Here is a 14,899-nt window from a genome sequence, read left to right as displayed (position 1 = left end):
AAGTTATATACGGATTTTTGATTTGAAGATAGATTAATACTTTTGTGATATGAAAAGAGTGATTGTTAGCGGAGGAGGTACCGGAGGACATATCTTTCCGGCGTTGTCGATTGCGAATGCATTGAAGCGGTTGCAACCGGATATCGAGATTTTGTTTGTCGGGGCCGAGGGGAAGATGGAGATGGAAAAAGTGCCTGAAGCGGGTTATCGCATCGAAGGATTACCGGTGAGGGGACTAAAACGTAAACTGACTCTGGAAAATGTGAAAGTATTGTATAATCTTTGGAAGAGTCTGCGTAAAGCCAGAAAGATTATCCGGGAGTTTAAACCCGATGCTGTGGTGGGAGTCGGTGGATATGCCAGTGGGCCGATCGGACGGGTAGCTGCAGAAGCAGGTATTCCTTTGATTTTGCAGGAACAGAATTCCTATGCAGGGGTGACGAATAAACTACTGGCGAAAAAAGCTTGTAAGATTTGTGTGGCTTATGAAGGGATGGAGCGTTTTTTTGAAAAAAAGAAAATTATCTTTACCGGTAACCCGGTGCGGAAAGATCTGTTACAGGCCCGGGAAATCAGGGCTGAAGGAATAGAATTCTATGGACTGGATGCCTCGAAGAAGACGATATTGGTGACCGGAGGAAGCTTGGGTGCCGGCACATTGAATAAAGCGGTGATGCGTTGTTTAAAGGATATAGGGCAGTGGCAAGAGGTACAGGTATTGTGGCAGTGTGGTAGTTATTATTATGAGGATCTGAAAAAACAGCTGGACGGTAAATTACCGGAAAATGTAAAATTACTGGCTTTCCTGAAGCGGATGGATTTGGCTTATGCTGCTGCGGATATTGTCGTTGCCCGTGCCGGAGCAGGGACAATATCCGAACTTTGCTTATTGGAAAAAGCGGCGGTATTGATTCCTTCGCCTAATGTGGCAGAAGATCATCAGACAAAGAATGCTATGGCGCTGGTCGATAAAGGGGCTGCTGTCATGATCAGGGATACGGAAGCTGAAGAACGGTTGGAACAGGTGCTCACCGGTTTGCTATCGGATGAAAAACAACGGAAAGAGCTGGAAAAGCATATAGCGAAATTGGCTATCCGGGATTCGGATGAGCAAATTGCGAGAGAAATATTGAAGGTGATCGGCTAAGTGTTTGAAAATAGTATGGTTGAGTTAGAACAGACGATAAAAAACGTTTATTTCCTGGGTATCGGAGGAATAGGTATGAGTGCTTTGGCCCGTTATTTTAAGGCTAAAGGGTACAAAGTGGCCGGTTATGACCGGACTCTTTCGGCATTGACTCAAAAAATGCAGGCTGAAGAAGAAATCCGGATTAATTATATCGATGAAGAGGAAGAGATTCCGGCTGAATTCCGGGATAAAACGACGACGTTGGTGGTATATACTCCGGCGATACCCGGGGATAACCGGCAACGGGCTTATTTCGTAGGGGCGGGTTTCGATTTGCATAAACGGGCGGAGGTCCTGGGTATGATTTCCCGGAAAGGAAAGGCGATCTGTGTAGCCGGTACACATGGGAAAACGACGGTATCTACGCTGACTGCCTTTTTGTTAAAAAATTCAACCGTAGGATGTAATGCTTTTTTGGGCGGAATAGCGGCGAATTTTGGAACTAATCTATTGCTGGATCGTAATTCTTCGTATATCGTTATCGAAGCAGATGAATTCGACCGTTCGTTTTTACATCTGAGTCCGGAAATAGCGGTAATCACGGCAATGGATGAAGATCATTTGGATATCTATGAGAATAAAGCCAATCTGTTGGAGGCTTTCGAAGCATTTGCCGGACAAGTGAACCCACAGGGCGGGAGACTGTTTCTGAAAAAAGGATTGCAGTTGAAGCAGACGCAGGTAACCGGTTATTACGGCGTAGAGGTGAAAGCCGATTGTTATGCCGATGGGTTGAGGATCGAACAGGGACGTTATGTATTCGATTATCATGGGCGTGGGGTAGATATCGAAGGATTGATACTGGGAATACCGGGGCGGTTGAATGTTGAAAATGCAACGGCAGCCATCACGTTGGCTTTGGAAGCCGGAGTACAGCCTGAGGAAATCCGCAGGGCACTGCCTGACTTTAAGGGAGTAGCCCGGCGTTTTAATATACAAGTGTATACTGAAAAGACCATTTATATCGACGATTACGCTCATCATCCGCGGGAGATCGAGGCTACGCTGCGTTCTGTCCGGGAAATGTGGCCCGATCGGCCGGTGACGGTGGTTTTTCAGCCTCATTTATATACCCGGACCCGGGATTTTCAGGAGGATTTCGCCCGGAGCCTGAGTTTGGCCGACCGGGTGGTTTTACTGGAGATTTATCCGGCCAGGGAACGACCTATTCCGGGAATTACTGCGGAAGTGATCCGGAAAAGGCTTACTGTTCCGGGTAATATTGTGACAAAAGAGGAACTGTTACAACAGATTATACCTGATTTTCAGGGAGGTATATTGGTGACGATGGGAGCAGGGGATATCGATCGGTTGGTGGGAGAGATTGGGGAGAAGGTAAAAAGGTAGAAAGTAAAAAGTTAAAGGCTATATGCTATAAGCTATAAAGGCGGGAAGAATGAAAAAAATATTGCCTTACATATTATCTGTCAGTTTGTTTGTATACCTGATAATTGTGTTTACCTTTGCATCGGCAAAATTGAGGGAGGTAAAATGTGAGGGTTTGCAGGTTGTCGTTGACGGTACCGAAGAAAATGCGTTTATCGACGAGACGGAAGTGTTGGGGATTATTAAACGCGGATATGGTGATATCGAGGGATGCAATATAGTCAGTGTCGATAAAGACAGTTTGGAGCATATTCTGGTCAGAAATTCGGTGATTAAGTCGGCTCAGGTTTACTACACTTTGGACGGTTATTTTCATGTAGAAATCACACAACGAAAGCCTGTACTGAGAATTATGTCAGGTGAAGGTTATTATGTGGATGAAGATGGTAAAATCATGCCGTTGTCCCGGAAATATACGTCGCGCGTAGTCGTGGCTACCGGAAATATATCCAGAAAGTTTGCTTGTAATGGTTTATACCCTTTTATAATGACTTTACGGAATGATGAGTTCTGGGATGCTTTGGTGGAACAGATTGTTGTCGAAAAAGGAAATGAAGTTGTACTGATCCCGAAAGTCGGGAATTTCAGGATTGTATTAGGGACTTTGGACGATATGAACGAGAAATTGGAAAATTTACGTCTTTTCCTTCGGGAAGGTATAGTTTTAAAGGGATGGAACGTATATAAAGAAATAAATCTGAAGTTTAAGAATCAGATAGTATGTGTTAAAAGATAATATAGCAGATTATGGGTTGGACTGCATCTTTGGATATGGGATCTGAAAAAATGGTTATGGCGCTGGCTTCGGGAGAAGGGAGCGTTTGCCATTTGAAAGGAATAAAGATTATGGCCTCACAAGGCATCGAACATGGCGTAATCAAGGATAAGGAGAAGGTGAGAATGTGTATTCGTAGCCTGATGTCGGAGCTGATGAAAGACCGGGAAATCGAGGTGATGAATGTGGCCTTGTCGGGAGCTGTTTTGCGGATCGTCGAACGAAGAATAGTCGTACCTATACAAAAGAAAGTCGTTGAACAAAGTGATTTATTCCGGGCAGAACAACGTTGCATAGACGCTTATGGCGGAGGACAGGATGAAGTGGTGGATATCCTGCCGGTAGGTTATGCGATCGACCGCGGGGAAATGATCGCCGATCCGCTGGGTAGAAGCGGACGGAATCTGGAGGTGACCTATCAGGTATATCTGGCCGATTATGATTATTTGGCCGATATTCAGGGGCTGTTCGAGGGAAGCGGGATTCAGGAGATAGAGTTTTATCCGGCGGTTCGTGCTTATGCTGAAGCACTGGATGTAGAACGGGCTGAACGTGACTTTGCTTTGGTGGATCTGGGAGCGATGGGAGTGAACGTCGTCCTTTTCCGTGATGGAATGTTGGAATATGAAGCGCATTTGCCGATCGGGGTACGGACGATAGATACCGATACGATGGCTGCTTTTGCCTTGAGTTTCGGACAAGCCCGTAAGTTGAAACACGAATACGGACAGGCCTTAAGGTCGATCTGTAAAAATAAAAAATTGCCGATACCGGATACCCGCTTAACGTTGGAAAGCCGGGATTTGGCTACGGTTATACAAAGTCGGTGCGAAGAATTGCTGGAGGGTGTGATTTTCCAGTTGCAGCAATGGGGATTCGATGATGTCGAAGATCCGGTATTGTTGACAGGAGGAGGCAGCCGGTTGCAGGATGTAGATGAATTGTTGCGGCGGATGTCCGGACATCCTGTAGAAAGTGCTGCGGCACGCCGGATTCAGGCCCCCCGGGAAGAAGTGTTGCGGACACCTGAGTATCTGGTGGCTCTGGGACTGTTGCTTTGTGCCCGGCAAGAACCGAAGGAGACCCCTAATGGTATCGGAGAAAAGATTGTCAGAAGAATCGGTAAGATCTTCGGTATTTAGGCTCCGGAATGTTTAACTTTTATTTTTCAAGTTATGGAAATTGAAGACGACCTGATTTCATTGAAATTACCTGATGCAACTCAAGAAGAATCGATCATTAAGGTGATCGGTGTCGGCGGAGGTGGAAGTAATGCCGTAAACCATATGTTCCGGCAGGGAATTCATGGGGTTGAATTTGTCGTTTGTAATACGGATATACAAGCTTTGCGCCAGAGCCGGGTAAAAAACCGGATCCAGTTGGGGAAGGAGCTGACAGAAGGACGCGGAGCCGGTTGCCAGCCCGAAAGAGGACGTCTGTCCGCTATCGAGAGTATGGATTTTATCAAAACGATTCTCGAACATAATACCCGGATGGTGTTTATTACTGCCGGAATGGGGGGAGGGACGGGTACCGGAGCCGCTCCTGAAATTGCCCGGCAGGCGAAGGAATTGGGTATTCTGACCATCGGTATCGTGACCGTGCCTTTCAGCTTCGAAGGCAAACGCAAGATCGAACAGGCGATGACCGGTATCGATGAACTGGAAGAGTATGTAGATGCTTTGCTGATTATTGCCAATGAACGGTTGCGGGAGATATACGGAGACCTGAAGTTGTCCGATGCTTTTGCTATGGCCGATAACGTCCTGACGATTGCGGCCAAGAGTATTGCCGAAATCATTACCGTAAAAGGATATGTCAATGTCGATTTTGCCGATGTCGAGAGCGTGATGCGGGATAGCGGGGTGGCTTTGATGGGAGCGGCTGAAGCGGAAGGAGAAGGCCGGGCGATGGAAGCCTTGACGAATGCTTTGATATCGCCTTTGTTGAACAGTAACGATATTCGGGGAGCTTCTAATATTCTGTTGAATATGCTTTACGGCGAAAAGGAAGTCACGATGGATGAAATCAGTCTGATCACCGATTCGTTGCGGGAGAAAGTAGGAAGAAATGTGAATGTGATTTGGGGAACCGGTAAAGACGAGACCTTGGGGGATAAACTGCGGGTAGCGGTGATCGCTACCGGATTTAACAATAACCGGGGAAGAGCTACTGCTGCAACAGAGCAGAAAATAGAAACGGCAACTACGACATCGGCTAAAAAGCCCTATTTTAAGGTGGAGCCCTTGCCCGACGATCTGGAGATGAAGGTTATGAATCCGGCCGAACTGGAGGAAGAAGCCCGTTTGCGCCGTCAGAAACAGGAAGAAGAACGGGCGAGAAAACAGAAACGGGAATCTAACCGACGGGTAGACCGTTTTGAGCGGAGCCAGCGGGGAGTCAATGAAGTGCCCGATACGAACGGATGGCTCAAACGAAAGATCGGTACGCTTTTTAGTGATGAAGAATAAACAAATAAACGAATAATACCATGGTCGACGGATTTATAAATTTTAATCTGAACGAGAAAACGCCTACCATTATCAAGGTGATCGGTGTCGGTGGCGGAGGTGGAAATGCTGTGGAATATATGTACGAGAAAGGGATCTGTGATGTCGATTTTGTCATTTGTAATACAGATTATCAGGCGCTCCGCAACAGTCCGATTCCTTGTAAAATTCAGTTGGGGAAAGAGTTGACCGCAGGACATGGAGCAGGTAATAATCCTGCCATGGGAGAGAAGTCGGCTCAGGAGAGTCTGGCCGATATAGAAGCTATTCTGAAGAAGGATACCCGGATGGCCTTTATCACGGCTGCTATGGGAGGAGGTACCGGTACGGGGGCTGCCCCGGTGATTGCCAAGTTGTCTAAGGACATGGGGATTCTGACGGTTGGGATCGTTTCGGTGCCGGCGCGTTTCGAAGGTCCGAAACGTTTGGATCAGGCCCGTGACGGATTGCGTCGCTTAAAAGATCATGTGGATTGTCTGATCGTTATCGATAATGAAAAAATCAAATCGATCTATGGATCGCAAACTATATCGCAAGCTTTTGCAAAAGCCAACGATGTACTGAATATCGCTGCTAAAGGTATTGCTGAGATTATTACCCTTCCGGGATATATCAATGTCGATTTTGCCGATGTCAGGACGGTGATGACGGATAGTGGGGTGGCTATTATGGGAGCTGCCCAGGCTAGCGGTGAGGACCGGGCGATCCGGGCAATCACAGAGGCTTTGGAAAGTCCGCTGCTGAATAATAACGATATTTTAGGAGCGAAAGATATTTTACTGAATATTACTTCCGGAACAGATGAGATTACCATGGACGAAATGTCTCAGATTACTTCCCATATTATTCGTAAAGTGGGAAATAATGCCGCTGTGATCTGGGGTGTGGGTACCGATCCCGATTTGGGGGATGCCATCTCTGTGACGATCATTGCTACCGGTTTCCCTACCGGAGATATCGAGTTGTTCGGAGAAGAGAATACTTGTGCCGGATATGCTAAACAACCGGAATGCCTGAAAGAGGAAGAAGTACGGGTGAAACCCGGATTGACCGAAGAACAGGTGAGGGAATTAGAGACGGTACCTGCATTCGAACGGAGGGACTTGAGGGTGAGTTGAGGCTAAAAGCTAAAGGCTAGAAAGCTAAAGGCTAAAAGCTAAAGACGGGAGAGGCACAAAAAGTAAAAGGTAAAAAGTAAAAGGGGGGGAAAGATAGGGGGAGGAAGAGAGAAATGGGGGAGAGGAGAAAGTGCAACAATGGAGTTGCCAAGTAACGCAGCAAGGTGCTGCATTAAAAAAAAGAATGGAAAAATTTAAAGAATTAGGTTTAGAAGGAGAAATTCTAAAAGGAATTGAAGATTTAGGGTTCGAGGTTCCTAGTCCTGTACAGGAAAAAGTAATTCCCGTGATTTTAGGGGAAGAAAATGATTTGGTGGCCTTGGCTCAGACCGGTACCGGTAAAACAGCGGCTTTCGGTTTGCCCTTATTGCAGAAGCTGGACACTTCATTGAATGCAATTCAGGTGCTGATTCTGAGTCCTACCCGCGAGTTGTGTATGCAGATCGGTAAGGACTTGCAGAATTATGCGAAATACCGGAGTGATATCCGGGTGGCATGTGTATATGGGGGGGCGGATATCCGCAAACAAATCAGGGAATTGGATAGGGGTGTACACGTATTGGTGGCTACTCCGGGCCGTCTCTGTGATTTAATCAAGCGGGAAGCGGTGAAAATCGAACAGGTTCGGGCAGTCGTACTCGATGAAGCCGACGAGATGTTGAATATGGGTTTTAAGGAGGATCTGAATTTTATTTTGGATGAAACTCCTGCAGAAAGAAATACCTATCTGTTTTCAGCGACTATGCCTCGTGAGGTGGAACGTATCGCTAAGAATTATCTCCGTAATCCTCAGGAAATTTCTACCGGAAAGAAAAATCAGGGTGCAGATACAGTGACGCACGAATATTATCAGGTGCTGGCCAGGGATTGTTATGAGACTCTTCATCGGGTGATCGACTGCGCTCCGGATATGTATGCGATTATTTTCACCCGGACGAAAATGGATGCCCGGGAAATTGCCCGGAAGTTACAGAAAGACGGGATCGATTGTGATGCCCTGCACGGTGACTTGAGTCAGGCACAACGGGATGATGTGATGGACCGTTTCCGGGCTAAACGGCTGAAAGTGCTGGTGGCTACCGATGTGGCTGCCCGGGGATTGGATGTGGACAATCTGACTCATGTAATCAATTATAATTTGCCCGAAGATGTGGAAAGTTACACCCATCGTAGCGGTCGCACCGGCCGGGCCGGACGTGAAGGGGTTTCGGTGGCTATTATCAATTCGAAAGAAAAAGGAAAATTGCGCCGGATCGAGAATATCCTGAAGAAAAAATTCCAGTATAAGGAAGTGCCCGGAGGAGAAGAAGTGTGTCGGGCTCAGCTGTCGTATTATGCCGACAAGATCCTGATGACAGAACCGAAAGAGACTCTGGATAAATACCGGCACGAGTTGTTCGAGAAATTCGAGGAGTTGTCTAAAGAAGAGTTGATCCAGAAGATGATGTCCTATGAATTCGGAAAATTACTGAAAAAATATGCTTCGGTTGCCGATTTGAATCTTTCGGATGAAGAGCGGCACGATGGAGGACGGAGAGAAAAACGGCGTGGAGAACGGAAAAATGAAGAGAGTGTGACTTTTACGACTTTCTCTGTGAATGTCGGTAAAGAGGACGGGTTCACTCCACGTGATCTGATGACTATTATCAATGAGAATGCCCCGCGGAAAGGATTGGAAATCGGGAGTATCCGCATTTTCGATAATAATACGAAATTTGAAGTCGATGTGCGTGGAATCAACGGGTTTATGTCTTGTTTCCGGAATGTCAGTTTCAACGGTCTGCCCTTTACGCTTTCCGAGGTAAAGGATCGTTATAACCGTTCGGACCGGGGCGGAGAACGCCGGAGTTCTACTGCCAACAATAAATGGCGTTCGGCAAACCGCCGGAGTGACGGAAGTAGCCGTGGACGCTTCGGAGAAAAGAAAAAAGGTATCGAAAGCGGAGGTCGTTCCCGCAAGAAAAGATAAGACGATAAACAACGGATGAAATAGAACAAAAGATAAAACAGATGAAACGGTGATAACGGTTGAGTCTGTTTTATTTTTATAATGAAGCTGTTTTTCAATGGAAGTATTACTATATTTTTTGACAGGAGCCGGAATAGGTGGTTTATTGACTTATCTTTCGACCCGTATCGGGAGAAAAGGAATGGAGGTCAATCTTCGGATATTGCGGGAAAAAGCGAAAGCATGGGAAGAGAAGGAACAGCGATGGCAGGAAGAAAAAATGGCCTGGATCCGCGATAATGAACGGTTGAAGGAGAATTTGCGGCAGACGGAAGAAAAATGGAGGGGCCAAAAAGAGGAGATTTTGCAAATAGCGGCTTTACAGAAAGAGCAGTTTCAAAATCTGGCAAACGATATCCTGGAGGATAAATCCCGGCGTTTTACGGAAGCGAACCGGGAAAATATAGAGCGTATACTGGGCCCTTTGAACAAAGATATTCAGGAGTTCCGTAAAAAAGTGGAAGAAAGCTATTCGAAAGAAACGGTCGAGCGGACCGTACTGGAACGAAAGATCGCAGAATTGGTGCAACTGAATAATCGGATCCGGGAGGATGCCGTCAATTTAACCAATGCTTTGAAAGGAAATACGAAAACGCAGGGGGATTGGGGGGAAATGATTCTCGAGCGAATTCTTGAAAATTCGGGATTGACGAAAGGAAGGGAGTATTTTATTCAGGAAACGTTGAAAGATGAAAGCGATAGGGTGATCCGGACGGAGAACGGGAACACGATGCGGCCGGATGTGATTGTGGTGTATCCTGATAACCGGAAGGTGATTATCGATTCTAAAGTTTCGTTGACCGCCTACGTCGATTATTGCAATGCAGAGACTGAAACGGAACGGGAAGTTGCCTTGAAGGCCCATTTGTTGTCGGTAAGGAAACACATAGACGAATTGTCTGCCAGGAATTATTGCGATTGGTGTGACGGTGCCCTGGATTTTGTGATGTTGTTTATTCCCAACGAATCTTCTTATGTGTTGGCTATGCAATCGGAACCTACCCTTTGGCATGAAGCTTATCGGAAAAGGGTATTGTTGTTGAGTCCTTCCAATCTGATCGTATCTTTGAAACTCACAGCCGATTTATGGAGCCGGGAATACCAAAACCGCCATGCTCAGGAAATCGCTGAACGGGGAGCTAAGCTTTACGATAAATGTGTGGCTTTTCTGGAAAGCCTGACCGCTATCGGCGACAACATCCAACGTACAGAAGAAAGTTACAGGCAAGCATTAAACCGCTTAAAAGAAGGTAACGGAAACCTGATCTCCCAAACTCTGAAACTAAAAGAATTGGGGGTGAAATCCCGCAGAGGAGACAAAGAAATCCCTGAAGAACTAATTAGGTGATTCTGATTTTTCTTGTTTTGTTTCCTGTTTTTCTCATTCTCCGTTTTATATTTTATCTTTGTAAAATAATCCCAAATGGAATGGAATATGGATATAGTAAAAGCAGAATTTGTCGTCAGTAATGCAACAGTGGAGAAATGTCCGAAACCGGACCGGTATGAATATGCTTTTATCGGGCGGTCGAATGTCGGAAAATCATCGTTGATCAATATGCTGACGAACAATAAAAAATTGGCTAAGACGGCTGCACGGCCCGGGAAGACCCAATTGATCAATCACTTTCTGATCAACGATATGTGGTATATGGTGGATTTGCCCGGATATGGATATGCCCGTACTTCCGAAACCGCCCGCCGGCAATTTGAAAAAATGATTCGGGATTATATTCTCAAACGGGAGAATTTGGTCTGCCTTTTTGTCTTGATAGACAGTAGACTGGAACCGCAGAAAATCGATTTGGAATTTATGGAATGGCTGGGTGAGAATGGGGTTCCCTTTGTGATGATTTTCACGAAAGCGGATAAACTCTCTGCCACACAACGCTTGAAATGTATCGACGACTATCATAAGGTGATGCTGGAAACCTGGGAGACGACACCTATGGCTTTTATGACTTCTTCTGAAAAGCGATTGGGACGGGAAGAGGTGCTGGATTATATCGATGAATTGAACCGTACCGTAAAATTGTAGGATTGAATAGGTTTATAAAGTACATAAACTTTAAGTGACAAAAGAGCAACTTTAAGAACTGATTATATTTTAGAATATGGAGACGAACGTTGTGCTTGCTGTCTTGTTTTGGGGATGTTTGCTCCTGGGGATGCCGGAGAGCCGGGGACAGGAGGCTGAGTGGCGTAAAGGGACTTATCCTGACGGGACATTACGTTATGAAGGGTATTTCAGAGCAGGAAAGCCTGCCGGAGAAATGAAACGGTATTATCCTGACGGTAAGTTGCAGGCGCGGATGGTGTATCGCGGGGATACGGTCGAGGCTGTGTTGTACAGCCGGAAAAGCGATTGTAGCATGCGGGGAAAATATGTCGGCCGGAAGAAGCAGGGGACCTGGGAATATTTTAAGAACGATTGTCTTTTGATGAAGGAGGAATATCGTGATCAGGTATTGAATGGGAAGACGGTCCGTTTTTTCAGTACGGGTAATCCCGCTGAGGAAAAAGGTTGGGTGAACGGTAAACCGGAAGGGGAGTGGAAATTGTATTATGATAACGGACAGTTGCGGATGATCGCCGGTTTGAAAGCCGGAAAATTGGATGGGGAAGTGAAGACTTATAGTTATCAGGGGATATTACGTTCGGAAGGCCGGTACCGGAATGACCGGAAAGAGGGAACCTGGGTATTTTTCGATGATTCGGGGGTAGAGGTAAAACGTAAAAACTACCGCGCCGGTATTTCGGATACGGCAGAGGAAGATGAGCTGGAAGAAAGCCGGTACTTGGATGTTTTGTTGTCGACGGTAAAAAAGATTCCCGATCCGGCTGTTTTTGCCGATGATCCGGAGGGGTATATGAAATTAACCGGGATGGAATGATGGAGGCGATCAGTCTATATGAATTGAACAACCGGATCAAGCAGACTTTGAAGGCTAGCTTTGCCGATTCGGTTTGGATTACGGCCGAGATTACAGAGGTACAGCTGAATCGTTCCGGTCATTGTTATTTGCAATTGGCGGACAAGAGGGAACAGGAAGACAGTATTGTAGCCACTGCCCGGGGGACGATCTGGGCGTTTACCTTTCGTACGTTGCGTCCTTATTTCGAGACGACAACCGGACGGCAGTTGGAGAAAGGGATGAAAGTCCTGTTGAATGTCGAGGTCGTTTTTCATGAATTATACGGTTATTCGTTGAATATCCGGGATATCGACCCGACTTATACCATCGGGGATCTGGAACGGAAAAAGAGAGAAATCCTGGCTCAGCTCGAGGCCGACGGGGTAATCGATATGAACCGGGAACTGGAATTCCCGGTATTGCCTAAAACGATCGCAGTCATTTCTTCACCTACGGCTGCAGGATTGGGAGATTTTATGAATCAGCTGCAGACCAATCCGTACGGGTATCGTTTTCAGGTCAAACTCTTTCCGGCGATTATGCAGGGGGATAAAACGACCGATTCGGTGATTGCCGCTTTGGAACGGATTTATGAATATGAATCGGTATTCGATGTGGTGGTCATTATCCGGGGAGGTGGTTCGCAGACCGATCTGGGTTGTTTCGATTCTTATGAGATGGCTGCTAATATTGCGCAGTTTCCCTTGCCTGTGATTGCCGGAATCGGTCACGAGAGAGACGAAACAATCGTCGACCGTGTTGCACATATGCGGGTGAAGACTCCTACGGCTGCTGCCGCTTTTTTGATCGGGACTTTCCGGGAGCAGGATGGGCAGTTGGAGACCTGGAAAAATGATTTTATCGTAGGAGTGCAGGAATTGCTCCACAACGAACAAAACAGACAGGTGGTAAGGATATCCGATTTTAAACGTTCGGTGCAAGTGGTGTTGACAGGGAATCGAACAAACCTGAAATTGCTGTCCCAACGTTTGGACCATGCTTCTGAAAATTATATCCGGAACCGGCAGGTATATTTCGATCGTTTGAAAATGAAAATAACCGGCCGGATAGATGTCTTGGCCGATCGTCAGCGAAATCGCCTGGAAAATTTCGGAAAGCCCTTACAACAACAAACCGGTCGGATATTTGCAGATCAACACCGTCGTCTGGAATTGGCTGCAACGACGATCAAATACGTAGATCCTAAAAATGTGCTGGAAAGAGGTTATTCGATCACCCGTTTGAATGGAAAAGCAGTCAGAAAAGCTGCGGTTTTACAAGCCGGAGAGATCGTGGAAACCGAATTAGCTCATGGTAAAATCCAATGTCAAATCCTTAACAACTCAGTAACTCAGTAACTCAGCAACTCAGCAACTCAAAAACTTTTATAACCCTATGGAAGAAAATAAATTAACCTATAAAGAGGCTATGGCCGAAATCGAGGATATCGTGACTAAACTGGAAAATAATCAACTGGATGTCGATGAATTGAGCGGCAAGGTAAAGCGGGTATCGGAATTGATTGCTTTTTGTAAATCCAAACTGCATGAGACCGAGGAAGAGGTAGAGAAGATTTTGAAGACGATAGAAGATTGATGATGAGATATTGGGGATTTGTATTTTGTTTTTGTCTTTGGGGGTGGGGCGTGCAAGGACAGCCGGAGGTGGCTTTAAAGCAATTACTGGAAACGCCGGGATTGAATCACGCTGCTATCGGTATATCGGTGAAAAAAGTCGGAGATGGAACGACGGTATTGACTCATCAGGCAGGAATGGCCTTGACTCCGGCCTCCGTGACGAAATTACTGCCTACTGTATTTGCTTTACAGGAAAGAGGGAAAGATTTTCGTTTTAAAACCCGGGTCGGGTATACCGGAAAGATACAAGATGGTACTTTAACCGGAGATTTGATTCTTGTGGCAGCGGGTGATCCGACGCTCGAGTCCCGTTATTTCCCCAATCATTCTCTTTTGAGTCCGATCGTCACTGCGTTGGAAAAAGCAGGAATACAACGAATAGACGGAAGTATCCGGGTCGAGGGAGCATTACCGGGAGTGAATATTCCGGGATCGTGGACTTGGGAAGATGTTTCGAATTACTATGCAGCTTTGTATCTGCCCTTCAATTACCGGGATAATACCTGTTTTTATCATTTTCAGACAGGAGTCGCAGGCACTCCGGCTAAGTTAAAAGAGATTGTCCCTGCTTTGCCGGGAGTGAAAATAGTGAATGAGGTAACGGCTGCTGTCGGAAACCGGGATGATGCCTGGGTGTTCGGAGGACCCTATAGTGAAGTTTTATGTATTCGGGGGACTCTTCCACAAAACCGGACGCTCTTTAAAGTGAAAGGTGCGATACATCGTCCGGCTGAAGTATTTGTAGCCGAATTGACCGATATACTGAAAGCCAGAGGAATTACCGTTGCGAAGAAAAAAATCGAAGAACAACCCCGTACGGAATGGTTGACCCTGACTTCTCCTGAATTGGGGGAAATCGTATTCCATACCAACAAAGCCAGTGTCAATTTGTTTGCCGAAGCCTTAGGGTGCCTGGTAGCTCCGGCGGATTGGCCGGAAAAGGTCGGAATGTTACTCAAAGAGGCTGGGATACCGGCGGAAGGAATGATCTTAAAAGATGCCTGTGGGTTGTCGCCGATGGATGCTGTGCCGGCTTCTGTTTTTACCGACCTGTTGGTTTATGCAGACAAAGTGGTAGGGGAGACATTGGGCCGTTCATTGCCGGTGGCAGGAAAAGACGGTGGTTTAAGTGGTTATTGTATCGGAGCGACAGCATTGAAAGGACGGATGCAGGCTAAAACCGGGTCGATGTCCGGGGTACGTTGTCTGGCAGGTTACCTGACTACTACGGGGAATGAACGAATGGCCTTTACCGTTCTCATCAACCATTATACCTGTACTGCTTCACAATTGCAAAAAGCGGTCGGAAAATTCTTGCAAAGTCTGCTGAGCTATTGATATTCCGATCCCCCTCCCGTGAT

At 46.4% G+C, this 14,899-nt stretch carries 13 protein-coding genes; all 13 read left to right on the top strand.

All coding sequences use genetic code 11. The features are described 5' to 3' along the window. The first annotated feature begins 49 nt into the window (after positions 1 to 49). The 13 genes from murG (at position 50) to dacB (ending at position 14,876) form a co-directional block, all read left to right on the top strand. Complete coding sequence (gene murG, locus WS42_RS01245; protein ID WP_013611605.1) at positions 50 to 1,147, top strand: undecaprenyldiphospho-muramoylpentapeptide beta-N-acetylglucosaminyltransferase; 1,098 nt, start codon at positions 50 to 52, stop codon at positions 1,145 to 1,147. A 15-nt stretch (positions 1,148 to 1,162) separates the two neighbouring features. After that, positions 1,163 to 2,536 (top strand): UDP-N-acetylmuramate--L-alanine ligase, encoded by a 1,374-nt coding sequence (gene murC, locus WS42_RS01240; RefSeq protein ID WP_046405845.1) that lies wholly within the window; start codon positions 1,163 to 1,165, stop codon positions 2,534 to 2,536. A 49-nt stretch (positions 2,537 to 2,585) separates the two neighbouring features. After that, positions 2,586 to 3,311 carry a cell division protein FtsQ/DivIB gene (locus WS42_RS01235; protein ID WP_022160737.1) on the top strand — a complete coding sequence of 242 codons (726 nt, stop codon included), beginning with the start codon at positions 2,586 to 2,588 and terminating at the stop codon, positions 3,309 to 3,311. Positions 3,312 to 3,322: 11 nt separating this feature from the next. Continuing rightward, on the top strand, positions 3,323 to 4,492 hold the full coding sequence (locus WS42_RS01230; RefSeq protein WP_013611602.1) for a cell division FtsA domain-containing protein: 1,170 nt from the start codon (positions 3,323 to 3,325) through the stop codon (positions 4,490 to 4,492). 33 nt (positions 4,493 to 4,525) lie between these two features. After that, entirely contained in the window at positions 4,526 to 5,821 is a 1,296-nt protein-coding gene (gene ftsZ, locus WS42_RS01225; protein ID WP_013611601.1) for a cell division protein FtsZ, read from the top strand. 20 nt (positions 5,822 to 5,841) lie between these two features. Continuing rightward, complete coding sequence (gene ftsZ, locus WS42_RS01220; protein ID WP_046405846.1) at positions 5,842 to 6,978, top strand: cell division protein FtsZ; 1,137 nt, start codon at positions 5,842 to 5,844, stop codon at positions 6,976 to 6,978. Positions 6,979 to 7,162: 184 nt separating this feature from the next. Beyond that, positions 7,163 to 8,947 (top strand): DEAD/DEAH box helicase, encoded by a 1,785-nt coding sequence (locus WS42_RS01215; protein WP_046450657.1) that lies wholly within the window; start codon positions 7,163 to 7,165, stop codon positions 8,945 to 8,947. A 97-nt stretch (positions 8,948 to 9,044) separates the two neighbouring features. Next, entirely contained in the window at positions 9,045 to 10,334 is a 1,290-nt protein-coding gene (gene rmuC / locus WS42_RS01210) for a DNA recombination protein RmuC (protein WP_046450656.1), read from the top strand. A gap of 87 nt (positions 10,335 to 10,421) precedes the next feature. After that, the gene (yihA, locus tag WS42_RS01205; protein ID WP_046450663.1) at positions 10,422 to 11,024 is read left to right on the top strand and encodes a ribosome biogenesis GTP-binding protein YihA/YsxC; all 603 of its coding nucleotides are present in this window, start codon (positions 10,422 to 10,424) and stop codon (positions 11,022 to 11,024) included. 76 nt (positions 11,025 to 11,100) lie between these two features. Further along, complete coding sequence (locus WS42_RS01200; protein WP_046405849.1) at positions 11,101 to 11,880, top strand: toxin-antitoxin system YwqK family antitoxin; 780 nt, start codon at positions 11,101 to 11,103, stop codon at positions 11,878 to 11,880. Further along, positions 11,877 to 13,259: an exodeoxyribonuclease VII large subunit gene (gene xseA, locus WS42_RS01195; protein ID WP_022160742.1), complete on the top strand. Its 1,383-nt coding sequence runs from the start codon at positions 11,877 to 11,879 to the stop codon at positions 13,257 to 13,259. Before WS42_RS01200 ends, xseA begins: the two co-directional genes overlap by 4 nt. Before the next feature lie 37 nt (positions 13,260 to 13,296). Next, a complete protein-coding gene (gene xseB, locus WS42_RS01190; protein ID WP_013611594.1) occupies positions 13,297 to 13,497 on the top strand; it encodes an exodeoxyribonuclease VII small subunit in 201 nt (66 codons plus the stop codon). Next, a complete protein-coding gene (gene dacB / locus WS42_RS01185; protein WP_022160743.1) occupies positions 13,497 to 14,876 on the top strand; it encodes a D-alanyl-D-alanine carboxypeptidase/D-alanyl-D-alanine endopeptidase in 1,380 nt (459 codons plus the stop codon). Before xseB ends, dacB begins: the two co-directional genes overlap by 1 nt. Positions 14,877 to 14,899: the final 23 nt, after the last annotated feature.

Source organism: Odoribacter sp. N54.MGS-14 (genome assembly GCF_000980295.1).
Lineage (GTDB): Bacteria > Bacteroidota > Bacteroidia > Bacteroidales > Marinifilaceae > Odoribacter > Odoribacter splanchnicus.
The sequence above is the reverse complement of the archived record's forward strand: the minus strand, read 5'-3'. Positions and strand labels throughout refer to the sequence as shown.